Origin of the sequence: Nonomuraea candida, from assembly GCF_000725485.1 — a bacterium.
In the GTDB taxonomy this organism is placed as follows: Bacteria; Actinomycetota; Actinomycetes; order Streptosporangiales; family Streptosporangiaceae; genus Nonomuraea; species Nonomuraea candida.
Genome location: NZ_JOAG01000024.1, coordinates 21,220 through 45,956 on the forward strand (window position 1 = coordinate 21,220; position 24,737 = coordinate 45,956).

General features: G+C 70.9%; 23 protein-coding genes. 12 read left to right on the forward strand and 11 right to left on the reverse strand.

Annotated elements, in window-relative coordinates; all coding sequences use genetic code 11:
• The first annotated feature begins 80 nt into the window (after window positions 1-80).
• Complete coding sequence (gene pgfA / locus IO39_RS23205; RefSeq protein WP_043627033.1) at window positions 81-995, forward strand: cell envelope lipid trafficking protein PgfA; 915 nt, start codon at window positions 81-83, stop codon at window positions 993-995.
• A 72-nt stretch (window positions 996-1,067) separates the two neighbouring features.
• On the forward strand, window positions 1,068-2,174 hold the full coding sequence (locus IO39_RS23210) for an NAD(P)H-dependent flavin oxidoreductase (protein WP_043627037.1): 1,107 nt from the start codon (window positions 1,068-1,070) through the stop codon (window positions 2,172-2,174).
• 83 nt (window positions 2,175-2,257) lie between these two features.
• Here IO39_RS23210 and IO39_RS23215 read toward each other — a convergent pair whose 3' ends face one another.
• A complete protein-coding gene (locus IO39_RS23215; protein WP_043627041.1) occupies window positions 2,258-3,067 on the reverse strand; it encodes a crotonase/enoyl-CoA hydratase family protein in 810 nt (269 codons plus the stop codon).
• Window positions 3,068-3,184: 117 nt separating this feature from the next.
• Here IO39_RS23215 and IO39_RS23220 point away from each other — a divergent pair, with 117 nt between their 5' ends.
• The 6 genes from IO39_RS23220 to IO39_RS23245 are packed head-to-tail and all read left to right on the forward strand — an operon-like array spanning window position 3,185 to window position 10,153.
• Window positions 3,185-4,744: an acyl-CoA synthetase gene (locus IO39_RS23220; RefSeq protein WP_043627044.1), complete on the forward strand. Its 1,560-nt coding sequence runs from the start codon at window positions 3,185-3,187 to the stop codon at window positions 4,742-4,744.
• The gene (locus IO39_RS23225; RefSeq protein WP_043627046.1) at window positions 4,734-5,633 is read left to right on the forward strand and encodes a Zn-ribbon domain-containing OB-fold protein; all 900 of its coding nucleotides are present in this window, start codon (window positions 4,734-4,736) and stop codon (window positions 5,631-5,633) included. The genes IO39_RS23220 and IO39_RS23225 overlap by 11 nt, the downstream gene beginning before the upstream one ends.
• Entirely contained in the window at window positions 5,630-6,649 is a 1,020-nt protein-coding gene (locus IO39_RS23230; protein WP_043627049.1) for a thiolase family protein, read from the forward strand. Before IO39_RS23225 ends, IO39_RS23230 begins: the two co-directional genes overlap by 4 nt.
• A 2-nt stretch (window positions 6,650-6,651) precedes the next feature.
• Window positions 6,652-7,800 carry a thiolase family protein gene (locus IO39_RS23235; protein WP_043627051.1) on the forward strand — a complete coding sequence of 383 codons (1,149 nt, stop codon included), beginning with the start codon at window positions 6,652-6,654 and terminating at the stop codon, window positions 7,798-7,800.
• Window positions 7,800-9,386 (forward strand): acyl-CoA synthetase, encoded by a 1,587-nt coding sequence (locus IO39_RS23240; protein ID WP_043627053.1) that lies wholly within the window; start codon window positions 7,800-7,802, stop codon window positions 9,384-9,386. Before IO39_RS23235 ends, IO39_RS23240 begins: the two co-directional genes overlap by 1 nt.
• Before the next feature lie 59 nt (window positions 9,387-9,445).
• Window positions 9,446-10,153: a DUF4158 domain-containing protein gene (locus IO39_RS23245; protein ID WP_084773336.1), complete on the forward strand. Its 708-nt coding sequence runs from the start codon at window positions 9,446-9,448 to the stop codon at window positions 10,151-10,153.
• A 265-nt stretch (window positions 10,154-10,418) separates the two neighbouring features.
• On the opposite strand, the gene IO39_RS23250 is transcribed toward IO39_RS23245, so the two are convergent.
• The 3 genes from IO39_RS23250 to IO39_RS23260 form a co-directional block, all read right to left on the reverse strand.
• Window positions 10,419-11,309: an alpha/beta fold hydrolase gene (locus IO39_RS23250; RefSeq protein WP_084773365.1), complete on the reverse strand. Its 891-nt coding sequence runs from the start codon at window positions 11,307-11,309 to the stop codon at window positions 10,419-10,421.
• 253 nt (window positions 11,310-11,562) lie between these two features.
• Window positions 11,563-12,261, reverse strand: coding sequence for a hypothetical protein (locus IO39_RS23255; RefSeq protein WP_043627056.1), 699 nt, complete (start codon window positions 12,259-12,261; stop codon window positions 11,563-11,565).
• Between the two features lie 195 nt (window positions 12,262-12,456).
• The gene (locus tag IO39_RS23260) at window positions 12,457-13,065 is read right to left on the reverse strand and encodes a helix-turn-helix domain-containing protein (RefSeq protein ID WP_084773338.1); all 609 of its coding nucleotides are present in this window, start codon (window positions 13,063-13,065) and stop codon (window positions 12,457-12,459) included.
• A gap of 110 nt (window positions 13,066-13,175) precedes the next feature.
• On the opposite strand from IO39_RS23260, the gene IO39_RS23265 reads away from it, so the two are divergent.
• Entirely contained in the window at window positions 13,176-13,994 is an 819-nt protein-coding gene (locus tag IO39_RS23265; RefSeq protein ID WP_043627058.1) for an MBL fold metallo-hydrolase, read from the forward strand.
• A gap of 35 nt (window positions 13,995-14,029) precedes the next feature.
• On the opposite strand, the gene IO39_RS23270 is transcribed toward IO39_RS23265, so the two are convergent.
• Entirely contained in the window at window positions 14,030-14,905 is an 876-nt protein-coding gene (locus tag IO39_RS23270) for a helix-turn-helix domain-containing protein (RefSeq protein WP_043627060.1), read from the reverse strand.
• Window positions 14,906-15,073: 168 nt separating this feature from the next.
• On the opposite strand from IO39_RS23270, the gene IO39_RS23275 reads away from it, so the two are divergent.
• A complete protein-coding gene (locus IO39_RS23275; protein ID WP_043627063.1) occupies window positions 15,074-15,373 on the forward strand; it encodes a putative quinol monooxygenase in 300 nt (99 codons plus the stop codon).
• A 92-nt stretch (window positions 15,374-15,465) separates the two neighbouring features.
• Here the strand turns inward: IO39_RS23275 and IO39_RS23280 are convergent, their stop codons facing one another.
• From IO39_RS23280 to IO39_RS56840, 3 genes are read right to left on the reverse strand one after another with little or no spacing between them, the layout of a single operon-like run.
• A complete protein-coding gene (locus tag IO39_RS23280) occupies window positions 15,466-16,656 on the reverse strand; it encodes an epoxide hydrolase family protein (protein WP_052423269.1) in 1,191 nt (396 codons plus the stop codon).
• Complete coding sequence (locus IO39_RS56835) at window positions 16,653-17,054, reverse strand: MFS transporter (protein ID WP_211267129.1); 402 nt, start codon at window positions 17,052-17,054, stop codon at window positions 16,653-16,655. The genes IO39_RS23280 and IO39_RS56835 overlap by 4 nt, the downstream gene beginning before the upstream one ends.
• Window positions 16,943-17,551 (reverse strand): MFS transporter, encoded by a 609-nt coding sequence (locus tag IO39_RS56840; protein ID WP_043627068.1) that lies wholly within the window; start codon window positions 17,549-17,551, stop codon window positions 16,943-16,945. Before IO39_RS56840 ends, IO39_RS56835 begins: the two co-directional genes overlap by 112 nt.
• A gap of 184 nt (window positions 17,552-17,735) precedes the next feature.
• On the opposite strand from IO39_RS56840, the gene IO39_RS23295 reads away from it, so the two are divergent.
• The gene (locus tag IO39_RS23295) at window positions 17,736-18,341 is read left to right on the forward strand and encodes a TetR-like C-terminal domain-containing protein (RefSeq protein WP_043627071.1); all 606 of its coding nucleotides are present in this window, start codon (window positions 17,736-17,738) and stop codon (window positions 18,339-18,341) included.
• A 163-nt stretch (window positions 18,342-18,504) separates the two neighbouring features.
• Here IO39_RS23295 and IO39_RS23300 read toward each other — a convergent pair whose 3' ends face one another.
• Complete coding sequence (locus tag IO39_RS23300) at window positions 18,505-19,404, reverse strand: NAD(P)-dependent oxidoreductase (protein ID WP_052423270.1); 900 nt, start codon at window positions 19,402-19,404, stop codon at window positions 18,505-18,507.
• Window positions 19,405-19,561: 157 nt separating this feature from the next.
• On the opposite strand from IO39_RS23300, the gene IO39_RS50890 reads away from it, so the two are divergent.
• Window positions 19,562-23,098 carry a serine/threonine-protein kinase gene (locus tag IO39_RS50890; protein WP_169789100.1) on the forward strand — a complete coding sequence of 1,179 codons (3,537 nt, stop codon included), beginning with the start codon at window positions 19,562-19,564 and terminating at the stop codon, window positions 23,096-23,098.
• Here the strand turns inward: IO39_RS50890 and IO39_RS23310 are convergent.
• Window positions 23,037-24,023 (reverse strand): LysR family transcriptional regulator, encoded by a 987-nt coding sequence (locus IO39_RS23310; protein WP_052423272.1) that lies wholly within the window; start codon window positions 24,021-24,023, stop codon window positions 23,037-23,039. The two genes, IO39_RS50890 and IO39_RS23310, sit on opposite strands and share 62 nt — an antisense overlap.
• Complete coding sequence (locus IO39_RS23315) at window positions 24,020-24,715, reverse strand: CTP synthase C-terminal region-related (seleno)protein (RefSeq protein ID WP_043627076.1); 696 nt, start codon at window positions 24,713-24,715, stop codon at window positions 24,020-24,022. Before IO39_RS23315 ends, IO39_RS23310 begins: the two co-directional genes overlap by 4 nt.
• Window positions 24,716-24,737 lie beyond the last annotated feature (22 nt).

The window sequence follows — 24,737 nt, forward strand, 5'->3', positions numbered from 1 at the left end:
AGGCGTGACTTGTCGCTCGGGGGGACCAGGTGTCTCATGTAACACGTTCTCGTTCCCCTCGACTCCCGTGAGGATTCCGAATGCGACGCACACCCGTTCTCGCTCTTGTCGCCGTCGGCACGTTCCTGCTCGTGCTCGCGGGCCTGGCCCGGTTCTGGATCGCGGACAGGATCATCTCCGCGCCGGCGAACCAGTACAGCGTGCTGGAGCTCGCCGCCCCCGGCGCCCAGTACTTCTCCATCGCCGACGGCAAGGTGCTCACCGCCGACCTGAAGATGCTGGTCACCACCCGCGGCGACGTGCAGCAGGCCACCGAGTCGCGCGTGGTCTGGGACGAGTTCACCGTGGTCGACGACGTCACCAACAACAAGCGGCAGATCAGCATGTCCGAGCGGCGCAGCGCCTTCGACCGCCACACCGGGGTGGGCCTCAACTGCTGCAACGTGAGCGTCAACAAAGAGCCGGTGCAGCTGAAGGGCCAGATCTACCTCTATCCGTTCGGCGCGGAGAAGAAGACCTACCAGTTCTTCAACCAGACGGCCCGGCAGGCCTTCGACTCGGTCTTCGTGGGCGAGGAGACCGTCGGCGGGCTGCGGGTCCACAAGTACCAGATGAAGGTGCCGCCGACGAAGGTCGCCACGGTGACCGCCCCCGGCTCGCTCTTCGGCCTCACCGAGCAGGGCGACGTCCAGCTCGACCGCTGGTACGAGGGCGTCGAGACGCACTGGATCGAGCCCACCAGCGGCGCCCCCGTCAAGCAGGAGAGCAACCGCGTCGAGACGCTGAAGACCCAGGACGGCGTCGAGCGCACCAAGGCGCTGGTGCTCAACGCGAGCTTCACCCAGAAGACCGTCGACCAGATGGTGCGCAACGCCACCGACGCCAAGAACCAGATCACGTTGCTGAGGGTCACGATCCCCGTCGTGCTGCTCGTGGCCGGCGTGCTGGTGCTGGTGCTGGCGGTGGTCCTGGGCCGCCGGCACCGCACCGAGTAGCCCTCGGCGGGGCGCCGAGAGGACAAATTAGAACTCGTTGCAGTTGGCTGCTCGCGGACGTATGGTGACGCCATGCGGACACGCGTCACGGACATGTTCGGAATCGAGCTCCCGATCTTCGCGTTCAGCCACTGCAGGGACGTGGTGGCCGCCGTCAGCCGGGCGGGCGGCATGGGAGTGCTCGGAGCGCTCTACTTCACGCCGGAAGAGCTCGAGACGGAGCTCAAATGGATCGACGACCACGTGGACGGCAAGCCGTACGGGGTGGACGTCGTCATGCCGGCCTCGTACGAGGGCGCCGACTTCGCCCCCGAGGAACTGCTCGGCCGCCTGCAGACCATGATCCCCGAGGGGCACCGCGCCTTCGTGGAGAACCTCCTGGCCAAACACGGCGTGCCGCCCCTGTCGTCCGACACGGAGGCGGGCCGCGTCCTGCTCGGCTGGACGGACGCCACCGCCCGCCCCCAGGTCGAGGTGGCTCTGCGCCACCCCATCGCGCTCCTGGCCAACGCCCTCGGCCCGCCCCCGGCCGACGTGGTCGACCTCGCCCACCAGCACGGCGTCAAGGTCGCCGCCCTCGCCTCGACCCCGCGCCACGCCCTCAAACAGGTCGAAGTGGGCGTGGACGTGGTCGTCGCCCAGGGCACGGAGGCCGGCGGCCACACCGGCGAGATCTCCACCATGGTCCTCATCCCGCAGGTCGTGGACGCCGTGGACGTGCCGGTCCTGGCCGCCGGCGGCATCGGCAACGGCCGCCAGATGGCCGCCGGCCTGGCCCTGGGCGCCGAGGGCGTCTGGACCGGCTCGATCTGGCTCACGGTCGAGGAGGCCGACACCCCGGAGATGGCCAAGCGCCGCATCCTGGCGGCCACCTCCCGCGACACGGTCCGCTCCCGTAGCTGGACCGGCAAGCCCGCCCGCCTGCTCAAGAACGAGTGGACCCAGGCGTGGGAGTCGGAGGAGTCGCCGGGGACGCTGCCGATGCCGCTGCAGTTCATGCTGGTCTCGGACGCCCTGCGCCGCATCGGCCGCTCGGACGCCGCCGAACTGGCCACGTTCCCGGCCGGCCAGATCATCGGCGTGATGAACCAGGTACGCCCGGCCAAGGACGTCGTGTTCGACCTGGTGGCCGAGTACGGCGAGGCCCTGGAACGCCTGGAACGCCTCACCGCCGACTGACCCGCCCCCCGCCCGGGCGGCGACCGCTCCGGCAGCCGCCGCCCCCGCTCCTGTGCTTCCGCTCCGCTTCGGGGCGGCGGCCGTCAGTGGCCCTGGTAGGTCGGGGGGCGCTTTTCGCGGAAGGCGCGGGTGCCTTCCTTGGCGTCCTCCGAGCCGATCACCGGCCAGCCCAGCTCGTCCGACACCTTCAGCGCCTCCGCCTCCGGCATGCCCAGCGTGTCGCGGTACGTCCGGAGGATGGCCCGCACCGCCAGCGGGCCCGAGGCGGCCACGTCGTCGGCCAGCTCGCGGGCGACCGCCAGGGCCCGGCCGTCCGGGACGACGCGGTTGACCAGGCCCATCGACAGGGCCTCCGCCGCCGTGACGGCGCGGCCGGTGAGCAGGAGGTCCATGGCGTGGCAGTACGGGATCTGCCGGGGCAGGCGGACGGCGCTGCCGCCCATCGGGAACAGCGCGCGCTTGGCCTCGAACAGGCCCAGCGTGGCCGACTCCGCCACCACCCGCAGGTCCGTGCCCACCAGCAGCTCCGTGCCGCCGGCCACCGCGTGGCCCTCCACGGCGCAGATGATGGGTTTGGTCGGCAGGTCCTCGCGCAGCAGGCCCTTCCAGTGGAAGTTGGGGATCTGGGCGGCCCTGGCCTGCACCGCCGGGTCCTCCGACGGCCGGCCCATGGCCTTGAGGTCGGCGCCGGCGCAGAACGTGCCCTGCGCGCCGGTCAGGATCGCGACCCGGACGCCGGGCTCCTCCGACGCGTACGCCCACGCCGAGGCCAGGCCGATCAGCATGTCCGAGGAGAGCGCGTTGCGGGCCTCCGGCCGGTTCATGGTGACGATCAGGACGTGGCCGTCGCGTTCGATCCGGCAGTGGGGGGTGCTGATCGGCAGGAGCTCCACGGACGCCTCCGGAGTGGCTGAATCAAGCGCTTGCTACAGGAATGCGCCCAGGATACGCTCCGTGCAAAGAAACGAGAACAGGTTCCTGTTTTGCTGGCCCTGACCTCAGGAGATCAGATGGGCACGCTCGGTTTCTGGAGGCTGGCGCAGGCGGACCCCGAGTGGATCGCCGCCGTGGACCCCGACGGCGCGCAGCACCGCGCGGGCGACCTGCTGGCCCGGTCCAACCGCCTCGTGCACGGCCTGCGCGAGCTCGGCCTGCGGCCCGGCGACGGCGTCTGCGGGCTGGCGCCGAACGGCGCCGACGGGCTCGTGCTGTATCTGGCGGCGTTGCAGGCCGGCTGGTACTACACGCCGATCAACTGGCACCTGACGGGGCCCGAGATCGCGTACATCGTCTCCGACAGCGAGGCCAAGGCGTTCTTCGTGCACCCGCGCTTCCTGCGCGAGGGCACCCGCGCGGCCGAGGCCATCGCGCCGGAGCGCCGCTTCCTGCTGGGGGAGGGCGCCCCCGGCGGCGCGGAGGGGTTCAGGGCGGCGGGCGAGCTGACCGACGGGCAGCCGGACACCGCGCCCCCGGACCGCACCGCCGGCGCCACCATGCACTACACCTCGGGCACCACCGGCAAGCCCAAAGGCGTCAGACGCCCGCTGAGCGGCCTGGACCCGGACGACTCGGCCGAGCTCATGACGTTCCTGCTCACGTTGTTCGGGATCACCCCCGGCCGCCCGAACGCCCACCTGGTCACCTCCCCGAGCTACCACACGGCCGTGACCCAGTTCGGCGGCACGGCCCTGCACATGGGGCACACGCTCGTCTACATGGACAAGTGGGACGCCGAGGAGATGCTCGCGCTCTGCGAGCGCCACCGCGTCACCAACTCCCACATGGTCCCGACCCACTTCAAGCGGCTGCTCGCGCTGCCGGAACAGACCAGGAAAAAGTACGACTTGTCCTCGCTGCGCTGGATGATCCACGCGGCCGCCCCCTGTCCCGTCCCGGTCAAATGGGCGATGCTCGACTGGTGGGGCGACTGCGTGTACGAGTACTACGCGGCCACCGAGGGCGGCGGCACCCTGGCCACGCCCGAGGACTGGAAGGCGCACCCGGGCACGGTCGGCAAGGCCTGGCCCATCAGCGAGCTGCTCATCACCGACGAGCAGGGCGAGCCCGTGCCCACCGGAACGCCCGGGACGATCTACATGAAGATGATGGGCGTCCAGTTCGAGTACAAGGGCGACCCCGCCAAGACCGCCGCGAACCGCCTCAAGGACCACTTCACGGTCGGCGACATCGGATACCTGGACGAGGACGGCTTCCTCTACCTCTGCGACCGCAAGGCCGACATGATCATCTCGGGCGGGACGAACATCTACCCGGCCGAGATCGAGAACGAGCTCATGGTCCACCCGAAGGTGGCCGACGTGGCCGTGTTCGGCATCCCGGACGAGGAGTGGGGCGAGCAGATCAAGGCCGTGGTCGAGCCCGCGCCGGGCGTCACGCCGGGGCCGGAGCTGGCCGGGGAGCTGCTGGCCTCGCTGGAGGGCCGGCTGGCCCGCATGAAGTGGCCCAAGAGCATCGACTTCATCGCCGAGATGCCCCGCGAGCCCAACGGCAAGCTGCTCAAACGCAAACTCCGCGCCCCGTACTGGGAGGGACACGACCGTGCCATCTGATCCGCTGGTCGCTCAGCACGTCCTGGAGTTCCCCGGCGGTTACACGCGTACGACGGGGCCGGTGATCGGCCGGTTCCTGAGCGAGCTGCGCGCGCGCCGCATCGTCGGGGTGCGCACGGCCGAGGGCCGGGTGCTCGTCCCGCCCCTGGAGTACGACCCCGCGACCGGCGAGCCCGTCACCGGCGAGTACGTCGAGGTCGGCCCGGCCGGCACGGTCACCGCGTCGGCCTGGGTGGACGAGCCGCTCGACGGCCACCCCCTCGACCGCCCCTTCGCCTGGGCCCTGATCGAGCTCGACGGCGCGGACACCGCGCTGGTGCACGCCGTGGACGCGGGCAACCCCAAGGCGCTGGCGCCGGGCGCGCGGGTCTGGCCGGTCTGGAGCGACCGCCCCACCGGCCACATCACCGACCTCGCGCACTTCGTGCCCGAGGTCACGCGGATCACCTCCGGCGTCCGCGTCGAGTACCGCCTCCAGGCGGGCGGCGCGCTCCGCGTCTTCCTGGAGGGGATCGCGCGCGGCGTCTTCCTCGGCAGCCGCTGCGACCAGTGCGAGAAGGTGTACGTCCCGCTGCGCCGGTCCTGTCCGGAGTGCGGAGGCGCCATCCAGGAAACGCGTGAGATCTCCGACACGGGGACGATCACCACGTTCGCCATCAACAACCTGCCCGACCCCCGGGCCCCCGAGGTGCCCTTCGTGTCGGCGTACATCCTGCTCGACGGCGCCGACATCCCCATGATCGCGCTGATCGGCGGCGTCCCCGCCCACGAGGTGCGCCAGGGCATGCGGGTCAGGGCGGTCTGGGTCCCCGAGAGCGAGCGCACCGCGTCCATGGCGAACATCCGCTGGTTCGCCCCGACCGGCGAGCCGGATGTGGAGCTGTCATGAGGGATGTGGCGATCGTCGCGTTCGCCCAGACGCGGCACACCGATCACGACACGGGGCTGAGCGAGCACGAGCTGATCCAGCCCGTCATCAACGAGGTCAAGGAGCGCACCGGGCTGAAGCGGTTCGGCTTCACCTGCTCGGGAAGCTGCGACTACCTCGCGGGCGCGCCGTTCTCGTTCGTCTCGGCGCTCGACGCGCTGGCCGCCTGGCCGCCGATCTCCGAGAGCCACGTCGAGATGGACGGCGCCTGGGCCCTGTACGAGGCGTGGGTCCGCCTCCAGCACGGCGACATCGACTCGGCCCTCGTCTACGGCTTCGGCAAGTCGTCGCTCGGCGACCTGCGCACGATCATGACGCTCCAGCTCGACCCGTACTATCTGGCTCCGCTCGGCCTCGACCAGCTCTCCTACGCCGCGCTCCAGGCCGCCGCCCTCGGCGCGGAGCGCAAGGAGCTCGACGAGATCGTCCGCCGCAGCCGGGCGGACGGCCGCGGCAACCCGTACGCGTTCGACCTGCCGGACCCCGAGGGGGACGACTTGGCCGTGCGGCCGCTGCGGAAGGCGGACGTGCCGCCCATCACGGACGGCGCGGCGGCGATCGTGCTGGCCACCGGCGACCTGGCCGGCCGGCTGCATCCGAACCCGGCCTGGATCAGGGGCATCGCGCACCGCACGGAGCCGCACTACCTGGGCATGCGCGACCTGGCCCGATCGGCCTCCGCGGCCGACGCCGCCCGCGCCGCCGGGGTCGGCAAGGGGCCCGTCGAGGTGGCTGAGCTGCACGCCCAGTTCCCGCACGAGGAGATCATCCTGCGCCGGGCCCTGGAGCTGGGCGGCGACACCGTGATCAACCCGTCCGGCGGGCCGCTGGCCGCCAACCCCGTCATGGCCACCGGCCTGATCCGCATCGGCGAGGCCGCCCGGCGCGTCCACGACGGCACGGCCCGCCGCGCGGTCGCGCACGCCGCGAGCGGCCCCTGCCTGCAGCAGAACCTCGTGACCGTCCTGGAGGCATGAGCATGGGCAACCGGTGCGCCGTCATCGGCGTCGGCCAGACGCACTACACCACCAAGCGCGGGGACGTCTCCATCGCCGGGCTGGTCCGCGAGGCGGCGCTGCGCGCGCTGGCGGACGCCGGGCTGTCGTTCAAGGACATCGACGCCGTCGTGATCGGCAAGGCGCCCGACCTGTTCGAGGGCGTGATGATGCCGGAGGCGTACCTGGCGGACGCGCTCGGCGCGGCGGGCAAGCCGATGATGCGCGTGCACACGGCCGGCAGCGTCGGCGGCTCCACCGCGCTCGTCGGGGCCTCGCTGATCCAGGGAGGCGTGCACGAGCGGGTGCTCGTGGTCGCCTTCGAGAAGCAGTCGGAGTCCAACGCCACCTGGGCGCTCTCCACGCACCTGCCGTTCAACGCGTCGCTGGTGGTCGGCGCGGGCGGCTACTTCGCCCCGCACATCAGGGAGTACATGCGCAAGTCCGGCGCGCCCGGCCACATCGGCACGCTGGTGGCGGTCAAGGACCGGCTGAACGCGCTCAAGAACCCGTACGCGCACCTCAAGATCCCCGGCATCGACCAGAAGATGGTCGAGTCCACCCCCATGCTCTGGGAGCCGATCCGCTACCTGGAGACCTGCCCGTCCAGCGACGGCGCCTGCGCGATGGTGCTGGCCTCGGAGTCGGCCGTCACCGGCACCCCGGCCTGGGTGCACGGCACGGCCATGCGCTCCGAGCCGATCTTCCGCGCGGGCCGCGACACCGTCAGCCCGCAGGCGGGCAAGGACTGCGCGGCCGACGTCTACCGCCAGGCCGGCATCACCGACCCGCGCCGCCAGATCGACGTGGCCGAGGTGTACGTGCCGTTCTCCTGGTACGAGCCGATGTGGCTGGAGAACCTGGGGTTCGCGGCGGAAGGCGAGGGCTGGAAGCTCACGGAGTCGGGCGCCACGGCACTCGACGGCGACATCCCGTGGAACGCCTCCGGCGGCGTGCTGTCGAGCAACCCGATCGGGGCGTCGGGGCTGATCAGGTTCGCCGAGGCCGCGCTGCAGGTGCGCGGGATGGCCGGCGAACACCAGGTGGAGGGCGCCCGCACGGCGCTCGGCCACGCCTACGGCGGAGGAGCGCAGTTCTTCGCCATGTGGATCGTCGGACGAGAGAGACTCTGATGGAGTTCAACCACGCTGACCTGTTCGAAGGGCTCGCGGACACGATCGGGGAACGCACGGCCGTCGTCTGCGGCCAGGAGCGCCGCACCTACGCCGAGCTGGACGCGGAGGCGAACCGGCTCGCCCACTACCTGCTCGGCCTCGGGATCCGGCCCGGCCACCACGTCGGCCTGCACCTCTACAACAGCGTCGAGTACGTCGCCGGCATGCTCGCCGCCCTCAAGATCCGGGCCGTGCCGATCAACGTGAACTACCGCTACGTCGAGTCCGAGCTGCTCTACCTCTACCGCGACTCCGACATCCGGGCGCTCGTCTACGACGTGGAGTTCGAGCCGAGGGTGGCCGCCGTCTTCGAGGAGGCGCCGCTGCTCGAACACCTCGTGGCCGCGGGCGGGCCGCCGGGGATCGCCTCGGCGGTGCCGTACGCGAGCGCGCTGGAGCGCGGCAGCCCGGAGCGGGGCTTCCCGGAGCGCTCGGGGCAGGACGTCTACATCATCTACACCGGCGGCACCACCGGCATGCCCAAGGGCGCGATGTGGCACGTCGAGGACCTGTTCATGGGCTTCGGCGGCGGCAACCCCTACGGCGCGCCGCGCGCCACCCCGCAGGAGGTCATCGACGAGGCCGTCAAGGCCACCCCCATGGTGATGGCGGCCGCCTCGCCGCTCATGCACGGGGCCGCGCAGATGGCCATGTTCCTCACCTGGTGGATGGGCTCGACCATCGTCTTCACCCGCAAGTTCGAGGCCGGCGAGCTGTGGCGGGCGGTCGAGCGCGAGCGCGCGAACACGATCAGCATCACCGGCGACGCCATGGCCAGGCCCATGGCCGAGGCGCTGGCGAACGGCGACTACGACCTGTCCTCGCTCTTCGTGATCAGCTCGACCGGGGCCATCCTGTCCGGCGCGGTCCGCGACCGCCTCCAGGAGCTGCTGCCGAACGTCATGATCGTCGACAGCTTCGGCTCCACCGAGTCCGGCTACACCGCCTCCGGCGTGGCCGGCTCCTCACCCGAGAAGGGCCTGCGCTACCAGCCGAACTCCGTGGTCAAGCTGGCCGTGCTCGACGAGAAGAACCGGCCCGTCGAGCCCGGCTCCGGCCAGCTCGGCACGGTCGCCAGGTCGGGACGGGTGGCCTTCGGCTACTACAACGACCCCGGCAAGACCGCCGCCACGTTCGTCACCGACGAGGACGGCACCCGGTGGCTGCTGACCGGCGACCTGGCCACCGTGGAGCCCGACGGCACCGTGAACGTGCTCGGCCGCGGCTCGCAGTGCATCAACACCGGCGGGGAGAAGGTCTTCCCCGAGGAGGTCGAGGCCGTGCTCAAGGGGCATCCCGGGGTGTTCGACGCGGTGGTGACCGGGGTGCCGGACGAGCGGTGGGGGAGCAGGGTGGCCGCCGTGATCGAGCCCCGGCCGGGCGTCGAGGTCACCTCCGAGGAGCTGGACGCGCACTGCAGGACGCTGCTGTCGGGGTACAAGGTGCCGCGCACGTACGCGTTCGTCGAGGAGATGCTGCGCTCCCCGGCCGGCAAGGCCGACTACCGCTGGGCCCGCGAGATCGCCATGAAGGGGTGCCGTTGACCGACGTGTCATAGGCGGCCAAACCTCGAAGATCCCTGGCCGGACCTTAGTACTTCACTCTGCACCGGCGCTTCCCGCGGGGGCGGGCGGAGTTTCCTGACGAGGTGGTCGACTACGTCGCGACGCAGACCAAGACGTCGGTCAGCAGTCTGGGCCTGTGCGACTGGTCAGGTCGTACGATCGAGCGTCATCGCGGTGAGATCCGCGACCATCTCGGCTTCCGGGAGCGCTTCGTCGCCGACGCCGACAAGCTGACCGATTGGCTGGTCGTGAACGTCGCGCACGCTGAACGGCAGCCCGACCGGGTCCGCGAGGAGTTGCTCAAGCAGTGCCGGGCCGAACGGATCGAGCCGCCCTCTCCGGGGCGGATCACCCGAATCGTACGGTCGGCACTGCACAACGCGGAGCAGATCTGGTTTCACCGGATCGCGGCGCGGCTGGATGCGATGACGGTGGCCCGGCTACTTGCCCTGGTGACTGCCGACGACACCGCAGTGGAGACCGAGGAGAGCGATGAGGATCTGGACGAGGATGAGGGGTCGGTCCTGTCCTTGATCAAGGCGATGCCAGGCAACGTGAGCCTGGACTCGATGGTGGCGGAGATCCGCAAGCTGAACGCGATCCGGGCATCGGTACTCTCGGCTCGCTCGGCGGCACGTGAGCGGGACACGAGACGCTGCGTCTGTAGGCATTTATGCAGGCGGCCGAATCCGCTGGATGTGGGTCCGGCCGCCTTCGTCGAGGTTTCACGGGCTGAGTACATCTAGTAGCACCTAGCCGATCGCCAGGATGTTCACCAACGGCGGGCCGCCGTGGTGTTGCGGCGGCCCGCGTCGCAGGCGGCGGGTTGACGACGTAGCAGTGCCGGTAACGGGTCGCGGGTCAGCGGCACCGGGCGGTGTGGACTGGTAGTCGGGAAAGCCCCCGTCCCGACCTCCGCCACAGGTCGCTGCCCCGCATGTCCTCGGCGAGCACGTCCACGGCAGTCCCTTCCAGCCACCACCGGTCAGGCGCGCCGAAGCCGCAGCTCCGTCAGATCGCCTTCTTGAGGAAGCGGAGAACGAGCTCGTTGTACTGCTCAGGCTTCTCCGCCGGGACGATGTGCCCGGCTCCTTCGACGAAGGCGGCTTCGGAGCCGTCGGGGAGGGCGGCGCGAATCGCCGCGAGAGACGCCTCATCCATGACAACGCTTCTGTCCTCCGTGCCATGGAGGTACAACGTCGGCTGAGTCGGCAGAGCCCCCCAAAGAGCACCGTGTTCCGCCGCCCACTCCGGCGTCCCCATCTGCTTGGCGCCGAAGTTCGTCCGGTAGAGATCGAGGGCCGCATGCAGCCTGGCAGGCTCGCCCAGGGCCTTGCGCGTCCCTTCGAACTCCTCGGTGGCGTCGTATCCCGGCCCGGTCCACTTCTCCTGCAGGATCTCCCGCAGATACGCCATGTCGTTGGCGGCCAGGACCTCGTCTGCCATGTCCATCTGGAAGAACCAGAAGTGGTTCAGATTCTCGATGCCCTGGTAGGTGCTGGAGTACTCGCCGAAGAACTGCAGAGGCGGAACATCGCTGACCACCACCCGTGACCACCGCTCCGGTGCTGCGACGGATGCGGCCCAGGCGGTACCTCCGCCCCAGTCATGGCCCACGAGGATCGCATCGCCCCCGCCGTTCAGCGCTTCGTGCAAAGCGTTGGCATCGGCGGCGAGATCTCTGAGCCGCATGCTGCCGTCCGCAGGAAGCGAGGACGGGGCGAACCCCCGCATGTTCGGGGCAACCGCTCGATAGCCGGCCTCGGCGAGAGCCGGGATCAGGTGTCGGTAGGTCGTGTCCCCGGACTCGGGGAAGCCGTGGAGCAGCAAGGCCAGCGGTCCCTCCCCCTCTTCTACGTAAGCGAAGTCAATCCCGTTGGCGTTGACGCGCTGGTGCTTCATGGTCATCTCCAAGGTTGTCGAAGAAATGTGAGGCGGTCGGCCCGGTCACAAGAGATACGAACCGGACCGGCTCCCCTGGAGGCTGACCGTAACGTCGCCCTGCATGAGCTGTCAATACGAACCGGTTCGTATCCTTAGCTCTGCTGCCTGCTACGGTACGGATCCATATCGTGGCTGCGGGACCATGAGCCTGTCCGTGGCCGTGCAAAAGTGGCTCTGGCACAAAGATCGTGATGTGGTCACGGTCAGTGAGCTATGGCAGGAGAACCCGCTTGCGAAGTAGGTCGAGGTTCCCGCGGCCGCCGGGGTCGAGGGTGACGAGCGTGCGCAGATTCCGTACGGCCTCGGCGGCCGACCGCGCGGCGGCGTCCAGGCGGCGCGCCGCGTACCCGGCGGCGGTGGTGACCGCCACGCCGACGAGCTGGCCGGCGGGTTCGGCGAGCAGGGCCGCGCCCGGCAGGCCGTCCCAGAGCGCGGCGGGCATCGAGCCGGGTTCGGGGCTCAGCACGCCGACCGTCAGAGACCCGGCCGGCGCGCCCGTGGGAACGTCAACCAGGCCGGTCAGCCGCTCCACGGCGCGGAACCCGCCCCGCCGCCCCGCCCACGGGAACCCGCCGGCCACACAACGCAGCCGGTAGCCGCCACCGGGAGCGACCCTGGCCCAGCGGGTGTGCTCGGCTTCGGGCAGGTCGGCCCAGGCCGGTTCGGCGGTGCGCAGCAGCACCGCGTCCGCGCCGCCGTGCCCGCGCCACACCGGCTCGGCCGCCAGCCACCGCGCCGACCAGGCAGGGCGTACGTGGCAGGGCGCGCCCGCCCGCACCACCCGCCCCGCGGTCAGCACCAGGCCGGCGCCGATCGCGTATCCCGAGCCGGTCGCGCCGACGAGGTCGTCATGACCGGAGAAGACCTCGACGACCCGTTCGCGTCCGAGGCGGTGCGGTGGCGTGTCCATGGGTCCGCCTATCAGCTACGTCTCGACGTGCCGCCCCCGTGGATCAGCGCCTGATCCTCATCTCACTATGGCACCGCGGCCAGGAAATTTCCCGGCTTGTCAGGTCTTCCCGGTGGTGAGCCAGGCCGCCGGGGCCAGAGGCACACGCCCGCGCTGCCGACGTCCAGCCGGCCGAAGCCGCAGGGCGGCCGGCCGTCAGGTTCTGCGCGAGATGACCATGATGTATTCGCAGGGGGCGTTCGTGCGGTTGGCGAAGCCGTGGTCGGCGTCGGCCTGGAAGAACAGGGAGTCGCCGGTGTTCAGGGTCTCGCTGATCCCGCCGATCGCGACGGTGAGGGTGCCCGCGAGCACCAGGAGCTGTTTCTCCGTGCCCGGCGGATAGGCGGGCAGCAGCCCGGTGGAGACCTGCGCGGGGAGGTAGTGGACGATCATCTCGGCTCCTCCCGCGCCCGGGGCCGCTGACACCATGTGCCGCTCGAAGCCGGTTTCCGGGTCACGGAAGACGGGGCGGTCGTTCTTGCGCATGACAATGGCCACGCCGGACGCGGCGGCGGCCGGCGCGCCGATCAGGTCCGAGAGCGACGCGTCGAGCGCGTGGGCGATCCTGGACGCGACGCCGATCGTCGGGCTCTTCTCGCCGCGTTCGACCTTGGACAGCATCGCCCGGCTGACCGAGGACTGCGTGGACAGCTGCTCCAGCGTCAGGCCCGCCTCCTCGCGGCGCCGCCGTACGTTGACGCCGAACGCGCCGGCCAGGTCGTCACCGTGCTGCCGTCCGGCCCCGTTTGCGTCTTGCTCGACCACCGTGCTCCTCGATCGATGAATGCCACGCCGCGCACAGTGTACTGTTTCTCCTATAGAAGATAGAGTCTTCTATAGGAGACGCACTTGCGCTCCCGAACGACGGAGGTTCCATGCGTTTGATCTCAAGTGGCCGGCACCATGCCAGGTTCGAATTCGGCGAGCTGCAGGTGATCTCGCTGCGAGACGGATACATCGACATGCCGCCCACCCGGCTCCGCGACGAGGACGGGCGCCCGCTCGACGAGCTGCCGGCCGCCGTCCCGCTGGCCGGCGACAACCTGCGGCTGTCGGTCAACGCCTTCTTCGTCACCGACGGCACGCGCTCGGTTCTCATCGACACCGGCGCGTCCGACGTCTGGCACGACCCCACCATGGGACTGATCTACGACGCGCTCGACGAAGCGGGGATCGACCGCGCGCAGGTCACCGATGTGGCCATCACCCACAGGCACGAAGACCACGTGAGCGGCCTGATCGCGCCGGACGGCTCTGAGGCGTTCGCCAAGCTTGAGCGCGTGTGGATCGGCGCGGGCGACGCCTCGGTGTTCACCGGCCGGCTCGAGCCGATCCGCGACCGGGTCGTGCCCGTGTCGGAGAAGGCCGCGATCAACGACTGGGCCACCGCGATCCCGACACCGGGCCACACGCCCGGTCACACCGTCTACGACATCAGGAGCGGCACCGGCCACCTTCTCGTCTGGGGCGACACCGTGCACGTTCCCACGCTCCAATTCGATCAGCCGGACGTGTCCTGGGAGCTCGACGGCGACCAGTCCCAGGCCCGCGCCGCGCGGGCGGCCCTCCTCGAACGGCTGACCCGGCCACACCACTTCGTGGCGGGCGCCCACCTCGACTCGCCCGGCATCGCGCGCGTGACCCCCTCCGGCGACGGTTACGCGCTGGAATACCTGGCGCCACCGATCGGCTGATCGGGGGTTTCACCCCAGGTGCGGGAGCCGGCCGGTCAGCAGGCGGCCGGCTCCGTCCGGCCGGCCGGAGGCGGGGTGGCGGGCGTGGCGAGGCTGGCCAGGAGCCGCAGGTTGGTGGCGGCTCCGGATCCCGGCGGGGCGCTGTAGATCATCAGGGTCAGGTCGGGGTCGTCAGGCGCGGTCATGGCGATGTAGTCGAGGGCGAGTTCGCCGAGCCTCGGGTGGGCGAAGCGTTTACGTCCGCGGGTCTTGCCGTGGACGTTGTGGTCGGCCCACAGGCGGCGGAAGTCGGCGCTGTGCAGGGACAGGTCGCCGATCAGGGTGGCCAGTTCGGGGTCGTCGGGGTAACGGCCGGCGTCCTTGCGCAGGTTGGCGACGGTGTCGCGGGCCTTGGCCGGCCAATCGGGATAGAGGTCTTTGGAGGTCTCGTCCAGGAAGACCAGGCGGGCCATGTTCCGCTCGCCCGCCGGCAGGGCGGCGAAGTCGGTGATGAGGGCCGCGGCCAGGTCGTTCCAGGCCAGGATGTCCAGGCGGCGGCCGATGACATAGGCGGGCGCGCCGGTCAGGGCGTCCAGGGCCTGGCGCAGCTCCGGGCCGACGCGCTGAGGGCGGGCCCGCCGTCTGCGGGCGGGGGCGGGACGGGCGAGGTTGTGCAGGTGGGCGCGTTCGTCGTGGTCCAGGCGCAGGGCGTCGGCGACGGCGTCGAGGACGTCGCCGGAGACGTTGCGGGCGCGGCCCTGTTCCAGACGGGTGTAGTAGTCGACGCTCACTCCGGCCAGCAACGCGAGCTCTTCCCGGCGCAGTCCGGGCACACGGCGCCGGCCGCCGAAGCTTCCGGCGCCGACGTCGTCGGGGTGCAGACGGGCGCGGCGGGCCTTGAGGAACTCGGTGAGCTGCTGGGCACGGTCCATGCCGTCCAGTATCGCGAGGTTTGTCATAGCGTGCCTGGTTCTGCCAGACCCAGGCACGGGCGGCCCGGGTTGATCAGAGCTCTGGGTGGCCGGCGGCGGGATGGCCAGGATGGACATCGTCCGCCGAGCGGGCACCCGATCAGCACACCAGAGCAGGAGCGATCAGTCATGTCGAACACCCTCACCATCGTCGCCGGTTTCATCGCCAAGCCCGGGCAGGAGCAGCGGTTGCGGGACGAGCTGACCGCGATGATCGAGCCGTCCCTGGCCGAGGAGGGATGCCTGGGTTACCAGCCGTACGCCGATCCGGCCCGCCCCGAGCGGATGGTCATCGTGGAGGAGTGGGCGGATGCCGCGGCGCTGGACCACCACTTCACGCTGCCGCACTTCACCCACGTCGCCGCGGTGCTGGAGGAGATCCTGGCCGAGCCGTTCACCCTGCGCCGCCTGACCGACGTCTCCGCCTGAGGCCTGTTCCGGCAGGCCGGCCACGAGGCCGTTCCCGTGACGTCCATGGGAGCGGCCTCGTGCGCTTGCTTGGCGCGCGGATCGCTGCGGCACTAGCTTCCGGGCCGGCGCCGGAGCCGGTCGAAGAACCTTCGCACGTCGCTGACCAGGAGGTCCGGCACCTCCATGGCGGCGAAGTGCCCCCCGCGGTCGTACTCCTGCCAGTGCACGACGGTGTTGTCGCGTTCCACGAAACGCCGGACGGGCCGGGTGATGTCGCGGGGGAAGACTGCCACGCCTGTGGGGACCGTGGACGGCTCCGGCTTGCCGAAGGACAGGGCGGCCTCGCGGTAGAGACGTGCCGAGGAACCGGCGGTGCCCGTCAACCAGTACACCATCACATTGGTGAGCATGCGATCACGGTCCACGCTGTCCTCAGGAAACCCTTCGGAGTCGGTCCATTCTTTGAACTTCTCGACGATCCAGGCCAGCTGACCGACGGGGGAGTCGGTCAGGGCGTAGGCGAGCGTCTGCGGCCGGGTGGACTGGATCCTCATGTAACCGGACAGCTCGTTCATGTAGTGGTCGAGCGATGCGAGCCTTGACTTCTCGTCATCGGTCAGCACCGCGAGCTCGGCGGGATCTCCCGAGGGAAGCGCGATGACGTTGTTCAGATGCACGCCGACGACATGCTGGGCGTCCATCACGCCGAGCTCGCGGGAGATCGCAGACCCCCAGTCTCCGCCCTGCGCTCCATAGCGGGCGTACCGGAGCCGCCGCATCAGTTCCGCCCAGGCCGCGGCGATACGGCGCACGTTCCATCCCGCCTCGCGGGTCGGTCCGGACAGGCCGTATCCGGGGATCGAGGGGATCACCAGATGGAACGCCTGAGCCGGATCGCCGCCGTGGCGACGTGGATCGGTCAGAGGGCCGATGACGTCGAAGAACTCCACGATCGAGCCGGGCCAGCCGTGGGTCAGGATGAGCGGAAGCGCGTCCGGCTCGGGGGAGCGCACGTGCAGAAAGTGGATGTTCTGCCCGTCGATCCGCGTGGTGAACTGCGGGAAGCTGTTCAACCGTGCTTCGTGGACCCGCCAGTCGTAGGCGGTGCGCCAGTACTCGGCCAGTTCTCTGAGGTAGCCGAGCGGCACGCCGTGGGTCCAGCCGGCATCGGGCAGCTCGTCGGGCCACCGGGTGTCGGTGAGGCGGCCGCGCAGGTCGTCCAGGTCGGCTTGGGCCACGTCGACGGTGAACGGCGTGATCTCGTAGGTCGGTTCGGCGTCGGCGCCGGCGGAGGTGGTCACTGCGAACTCCTGTCAGTCGTGGTCTCCTGGCCGAGGTCAGGAGACCGGATCATGAAGACGACGGCGGCGAGCGCGCCCACGGCGAAGATCGCGGCTACGCGGAGGGTCGTGGACACCCCCGAGGTCAAGACGGCGGAAGGGGCGCCGTCGCCGCCGCGGGTGGCCGCCCCGTACACGGTGACCAGGATCGACAACCCGAGGGCGCCGCCCACCTGTTGCATGGCGTTGAGCAGGCCCGACGCCGCGCCGGACGAGCCCGCCTCGACGGCCGAGACGCCGATCACGGTCAGCGGCGTGAAGACGATGCCCGTGCCGACGCCGTACAGCAGCAGGGGACCGAGCAGCGATGCGGCGTAGCCGCTGTCGGCCGACAGCCCCGACAGCCACACCAGCGCCACTGCGATGAGCCGACGGGTACGTTCACGAAGAACACCCATCGCCACGACGCCCACTCGGTGAACAGGCCGCCGGCCAGCAGGCCGACCGCCGCCCCGGCTCCCGACACGCCTCCCAGCAGGCCCAATGCGCGGTTGCGCGCGCGTCCCTCCGTGAAGTTGGTGGTCGTGAGCGCGAGCACGGCGGGGGCGATGACAGCGGCGCTGACCCCCTGCGCCGCCCGCGCGAGCAGAAGCACGCCGCTGGACTGCGCGAACCCGCCCGCGAGCGAGGAGACGGCGAACAGCGCCACGCCGATGACGAGGACGCGGCGACGGCCGACGAGGTCGCCCACCCGCCCGCCGAGCAGCAGCAGGCCGCCGAAGGCCAGGGTGTAGGCGTTGATCACCCAGGACAGGTTCCCGGTGGACAAGCCCAGGTCGCGCTGGAGGCTCGGCAGGGCGACGTTGACGATCGTCGCGTCGAGCACGACCATCAGCTGCGCCCCGGCGATGGCCACCAGCGCCGTGACAGGGTGACGGGGTGCACGGGCCGTGCCCGGTGGAGCAGTCAGAGCGGATGAGGACGGGGTCAAGACGCGACCACGGGGCCCAGATAAGATACGGTTGCGTTCACAAGTGGAGCACAGTACGCCACCCGAATTAGGAACGCAAGCGTTCACTGTGGCTGACGGGAAGGCCGACATGACCCCTCAGGCTCACCGGACCGGCAACGCGCCGCCCACCGGCCGGCGGCGCGGCACCGCTCTGGAACAGGCGATATTCGAGGCGGTGGTCCAACAGCTCGAGGCGGTCGGCTATGCCGGACTCACCATGGAGGGCGTGGCGGCCGCAGCCCACACGGGCAAGGCGGCGCTCTACCGCCGCTGGCCGGGCAAGGCCGAACTCGTGGTCGACACCCTCGATCGGCTCCTTCCCTCACCCGAGGACCTGCCCGATCGCGGCAACGTCCGTGACGAGCTCATCGAACTGCTGCGGCAGAAGGCCGCGGTGCTCAATTCCCGCGTCGGCCGCGCCGTGCAGAGTCTGCTCGCGGAGACCGAGCGCGACCTGCCGTTCGTCCGCCTCGTCCAGGAACGTGTCTTCGAGCCGCGGCTGAATGTGTTCCGGGTGATCCTGGAGCGCGGCGGCCGCCGGGGCGAGATCCGTCCGGAGCCGATAAGCCCGCTCGTGGCCGACCTGGGCCCGGCCATGCTGGTGCAACGCTTCCTCGGCGACTCCTCGCCGATCCCCGACGACTTCCTGGTCGCCATCGTGGACCAGCTCATCCTGCCGCTGATCAAGCGGTAGCGTTCGCCCACCTGCCCGGCGCCGAGGAGTGCCTCGTCCTCACTCGCGGGCGCGTCACCGCCCGCCCGGCCGGCTCCCCCGCTGACCTGACCACCACGCCGACGGTCTGGCCTGCGACGTCACCGACGAAGGCGGCGTTGCGCCGAGCTCGCCGGCGCGGTCCTCAGCCCTTTTTGAAGATCTCGAACATGGAGAAGTAGTTCTCGGCGCCATGCCCCTGGGCGATCGCGCGTTCGGCGAGGTCCTTCATCAGCCGTGGCTGGTCGGAGTGGACGCCCTGCTCGACGCTGGTGCGGAGAATGTGCTCCAGCGCGTTCAGGTTCATGCGCATGGTCCCGAGGTCGCCGGGGTACGCGCCCTCGTCCAGGCTCGGCGCCTGTGTGGCGAGGCTCGCGGGGTTCAGCACCACGGGCATGAACCAGCCCAGCGCGAGTTCGGCGAACTCGGCCGCGGGCACGCCGGCCGAGCCGACCAGGGCGGCGCCGTGCAGGAAGCCGTTCAGGGTCGTGTACATCATTTCGAGCATGGCCGTGTTGAACAGCACCGCCAGCCCCGGATCGGCGCCGAGGTGCCGGGGATCGCCCAGGAGCTCCAGGGTCGCCCGGTGCCGGTCGAAGGCTTCCCGCGGGCCGGCGTACAGGAAGACCGACCCGGGCTGTCCGACGAGCGGCGGGGGAACCATGATCGCGCCATCGAGATAGCCGAGGGCGTGCTCGCTCGCCCAGTCCGTCGCCGCGCGAGCCTCCGCCGGCGTTCCCGAGGTGAGATTCACCAGCGTACGGCCCTGAAGCGCACCGCCGGCGGAGTCAAGGACCTGGTGCAGGGTCGCGTAGTCGTTGAGGCAGGCGATCGTGACCGGGCTCGCGGCCACGGCCTCGGCGACGGTGGCCGCGCGGTGCGCCCCCTTGGCGACCAGCGCGTCCGCCTTGCCGGCAGTGCGGTTCCAGACCGTCACGGACTGGCCCTTGCCAAGGAACGTCTCTGCCAGCACCGATCCCATGGGGCCCAGGCCCATGACGGTGACCGCGGTGCTGTTCTGTCCAACTGAGTGCTGTTCTGTCATGCCAACAGGCTGGACTCTCACACCGGCGTGAGAGTCAACGGGATGTGGCGGTTGTCACATCCCGATCAGGAGGGGAGGCCGGGGCCCGCACCGGCCGGCATCCGCGAAGTCGGGATGATTCGCGAACTTTGTGGGGACACGGCATATCCAAGATCCCGTGACACTAATCGCTGGAGATCCGCAGCGGATCGGGGATTACTGGTTGGCCGGGCGGCTGGGCGCGGGCGGCCAGGGTGTGGTCTACGAGGCCTACGACCGGACCGGGCGACGGGTGGCGATCAAGATGCTGCACGGCGTCGACGTGGGCCTGCTCAAGCGGGAGGCCATCGCGGCGCAGCGCGTCTCCTCCTTCTGCACGGCGGCCGTGATCGAGGCCGACCTCACCGGACCGCGGCCGTACCTGGTCAGCGAGTACGTCGAGGGGCCCAGCCTCGGCTCCGCCGTACGGAACGGCAGGAGCTTCACCCCGGGAGAGCTGCACCGGCTGGCGACAGGCATCGCCACCGCGCTGACCGCGATCCATGACGCGGGCGTGATCCACAGGGACATGAAACCGGACAACGTCCTGCTCGGCCCCGACGGCCCCCGAGTGATCGACTTCGGCCTGGCGCGGACGCTGGAGATGTCGCTGACCGCGAGCGGGCTGATCTCGGGGACGCCCACGTACATGGCGCCGGAGGTGTTCACCGGCGAGCGGGCCGGGGCGCCCGCCGACGTGTTCGCGTGGGGCGGGATCATGCTGTTCGCCGCGACCGGCAAGGATCCGTTCAAGGCCGAGACGCTCGGCGCGGTCATGCACCAGGTCATGTCGGTCGAGCCGGATCTGAGCTGCCTGCCGGAGTCGCTCCGCCCGCTGGTCCACGCCGCGCTGCGCAAGGACCCGCTGGAGCGGCCCACGGCCCGCGCCCTGTTGCTCGCCCTGATCAGCGGCGACGGGCAGCTCGACACGGCACGGCTGCTCGCCGAAGGCGGCCGTGCCTCGCACCTCGCGACGCAGGCGCACGACCCCGGCCTCGGCCCGCTCGCCGAGGAGGCCTACGGCCTGCTCGGCCCGGCCGATCGCGAGCAGGCGGCGAAGGTGTTCCTGCGGCTGGTGACGGTGAACGAGGACGGCGACCTGTCCATCCGGCGGGCCCGCCTGAGCGAGTTCACCGAGGCGCAGGCGGTGCTGCGGGTCTTCGGCTATCTCCTGGACATCAGCGGCGATGAGGTACGGCTGGCCCGGCCGGCCCTGCCGCACGCGTGGCCCCGGCTGCGCCGCTGGATCGAGAGCAACAGGGACGGAATGGCCGTCCACCGGGACATCCTGGCGGCGGCCCGGCGCTGGGACGAGCGCGGCCGGCGGGACGGCGACCTGTTCACCGGGCAGTCGCTGGAGAACGCGTTGCAGTGGGCCGCCACCGGCCGCAAGGACATCGCGCTGGCCGGCTTCGAGCGGGACTTCCTGGACGCGGGCGCCGCGCTGGGCCGCCGCAGGGCGCGCAGGGCCCGGCTGGTGTCGCTGAGCCTGGCGGTCCTGCTGGTCGTCTCGCTGGCCGCGACCGGTGTCGCGGTGTGGCAGGGCAAGGTGGCCGAGGACCGGTTCCGCGCGGCGGAGGCGGCCAGGATCGCGGCCACCGCGGGCGCGATCCGCGCCACCGATCCCGAGCTCGGCGGGCTGCTGAGCGTGGCCGCCTGGCGGATCGACCCGACCGCGCAGACCCGCAGGGCCATGAACGACTCCCTCGCCCAGCGCGAGAGCGACATGTTCCAGGATCCGGCCGCCCAACCCGGCACGATCCGCACCCTCAGCGCCGACAGCCGGACCCTGGTCAGCGTCGGCGACGACGAGGTGCGCCTGTGGGACGTGCCCGGCCGCCGCCCGATCGGCAAGTGGAGGCTGGGCGTCAAGGGCACGCCGATCGACATGGCGCTGAGCCCGTCCGGCGACGTGCTCGTGCTCCTGACCAGCAGGGGCGTGCACGCCTGGGAGGTGAAGACAGGCAGGACCAGGCGAGCGTGGCCGTTCCGCCGCGCCATCGGCGGCGAGGAGTTCGACCTGGCCGCCGTCCGCTTCGGCACGGTTGACCGTTATGTGATGGTGCTGCGGGGTGGAGAGGTCTTCACCCTCTGGGACCTCCAGACAGGACGCACCGCGCAGCTGCCCGGCTACTGGAACGGCGCGATGGCCCCGGACGGCTCGGCGATCTACATGCGGTACCGCGACACCAAGCGGATCGGCAGCTTCGCCCTGCCCGGCCTGAAACTCACCGGCACCAGGCCGCAGCAGGAGGCGTGCGACTCCTGCCCCGGCCCGCCGGCCGTCACCAAGGACGGCCGGCTGGTCGAGGCACTACCGGGACGGCGGCTCGGCGTGGCCGACCTGAAGGACCCGACGGGCTTCTCGACCGGCGAGTTGATCGGCATCGGCCCGGCCCAGTGGAACCAGGGAAGCCTGATCTTCAGCCACGACCAGAAGCTGTTCGCCTCGGCGACGGACGACCAGATCCAGCTCTGGCGGGACGGCATGCTCCTCACCGCGCTCACCGTCCGCGCCGCGTCCGACCCCCAGCAGTGGTCGGCCGGGGTGATGTCGCCGCAACCGCGATTCGACCCCGACGGGAAGACGCTGCGCTACCTCAGCGAGGACCGTGTGTTCTCCCTGGACTTCTCCGCGCTGACCGCACCGGCCGAGCCCGAGTCCGACACGGCCGCCATCGGCCCCGGCGGCAAGCTCACCGTGGAACTGCGCAACACCGACTCCAGCACCGACGCCTACGTGCGGACGGCGCAGAAGCGCGAGCTGCTCCTGCGTGACAGGACCACGGGCCAGTTCGACTTCACCGGCACCGCCTTCAGCCCGGACGGCAACGTGATCGCGCTGATCACCTTCGAGATCAACGAGACGTCGTCCGGCGACGTCGAGAACATCAGCCGCCTGCGCATCCACGACGCCGTGACCAGAAAGGAGATCAAGCGGCTCACCGTGAGCGACGTCGGCCAGGCGTTTCTGCGGGGCGTCAGCCCGGACGGCAGCAAGGTCGCGGTGGAGATCCACCAGGTGGACGACTCGACGAAGTCCACCCTCCAGCTCTGGGACTGGAAGGCCGGCCGCGCGCTGTGGTCGGTCGACCTCACCAGGCTGACCGACGTCGCCTTCAACGACGACGGGACGCGGCTCGCCGTGCTGGCGCAGGACCCGGGCCTGCTGGACGCCGCGACGGGCAGGCGCGCGGGCCCGAGGCTCCGCGCCACCGGCCGGGCGACCACCCTCACCCACGCCGGGTTCACCCGGGCCGGCCTGCTCGTCACCGCGGACAGCCGGGGACGCCTGACCGTCTGGAACCAGGACGGCTCACCCAGGACGGTCATCACCGGCACACCCGGCACGCCCACGGCGCCGCTCGCCGTCTCGCCGGCGGAGGACCTGGCCGCCCTGGTGGGCGGCGACGGCCGGGTCCGCCTCTACGACCTGGCGCTGGGCCAGTCCATCGGCGCGGTTCCGGACGACGACCGGGGGAACGTCCAGCGGGTGGCTTTCACCTCGGACGGCGCCCGCCTGATCACCTTCGACCAGTTCGGCGCGCGGCACGAGTATCCCGTGGCGCCGTCTGCCGTGGCCGGCGCCCTGTGCGACCGGTTCGGCCGGACGCTCACCGAGCAGGAGTGGGCGGCGCACCTGCCGGACATCGCGTCGATGGAGGTGTGCCGGTGACGGGCGCGTCGCGGCACGGCGGGAACATCCGGCCTCCGGGGGTGAGGGTGGTGGCCCATTCGGCGAAGGCGGTGGCCGTGGGGAGCGGGTCGGCGGGCAGGGCGAGCAGGATGGTGCGCTCGGCGGCCGGGTCGAGCGGGATCGCGTGCACGCCCGGGCGATGGGCGGGCAGCGACAGTTCAGGGACGATGCTCACCCCGAGCCCCTCGGCGACCATGGCGAGAATGCTGTTGGTGTCGCGCACCCGGTAGTGGCACTTCAGGCTCGCCCCCGCCGCCCGCGCGAGTGCCGTGATCAGAGGCTCACAGCCGCCCGTGGACATGATGAACGGCTGCCGGGCCAGCTCGGCCACCGGTACCGAGTCGCGGACGCCCAGTTCGTGACCACTGGGCAGGACGGCCAGCATGCGGTCGGTGGCGAGGGGGCGCGTCATCACCCCTGCGGGGAGCGCGGCCGTGGTGGTCCGGGCGTCCGCCGCCCCGGCTGACACGGTCGCGACATCCGCCGCGCCCGTTTCGAGCCACTCCAGCACCTCGCCGTCCGAGCCCTCCATCACCGTGAGCCGCACCTGCGGATGCGCATCCTCGAACCGCCGCAGGATCGGCGGCAGCAGCCGGACGTTGGCGCTGGGGATGACGCCGACGCGCAGGCTGCCCCGCTCGTGCTCGCGGGCCGCGGCCACCTCCTGCTCCAGCGCTTCCACCTGGGTGAGGATGAGGCCGGCGCGGCGGCACACGGCACGCCCGGCCGCCGTCAGGCTCACCCCCTGGTTGCCCCGCACCAGCAGCGCGATCCCGAGCTCGCTCTCCAGGGCACGCAGCGCGTGGCTGACGGCGGACTGTGTGGTGGCCAGTTCCTCGGCGGCCCGGGTCATGTTGCCGGTGCGTGCGACCGCCTGGAGGATCCTCAGCTGGGTGAACGTCATAGCGCCGCGCGCAGCAGGCCGACGACCAGCGGGTGCGGCGCCTCGGGACGCGAGCGGGCCTGCGGCACGAAGAGCGTGGCCACGTAGTAGGGGTGGCCGGGAATCTCCAGCACCCGGGCCTCGCCCTCACCGTCCACGCCCGTGACGGAGAAGCCGCCGTCGTGCAGGGTTTGCTGACGGGTGGGGTCGAGACCGAAGTTGCAGTAGTACTCCTCCTCGGCCTCGGTCCGTCCGTACAGCGCGGCCACCCGGGAACCCGGGGTCAGGGTGACGGGCATGGTCTTGCCGGCCAGCGAGCAGGCCAGTTCGGACACGAAGAGGGTAGAGGCGTACGGGTCGTACTCCGCGTGCTGGGCGTCCTCGTGGCCGAGCACGTGGCGGGCGTACTCGATGACCATGTGCTGGCAGCCGCCGCACGTCCCCAGGGTGGGCACACCGTGCTCGCGGCCGTGCCGGAGCGCGGCGAGGGCGCCGCGCAGGCTGCGGTACGGACTGCCGGGCGCGCACCACAGCACGTCGGCGGCCTTGACCTCGCCCAGGTCGGATTCCAGCGGCTCGGTGGCCGTCCAGCGGACGTCCACCCCGATGCCGAGGTGCGCGGCGGCGTGCCGCAGCGCGTCGTCGGTGGCCACGTGCGGAGGAAAGGCTGGGTCGCGGTCGCCAATGACCGCGACGCGCAGAGATCGGTCCATGGCCTCACTATGGGACGTTCCG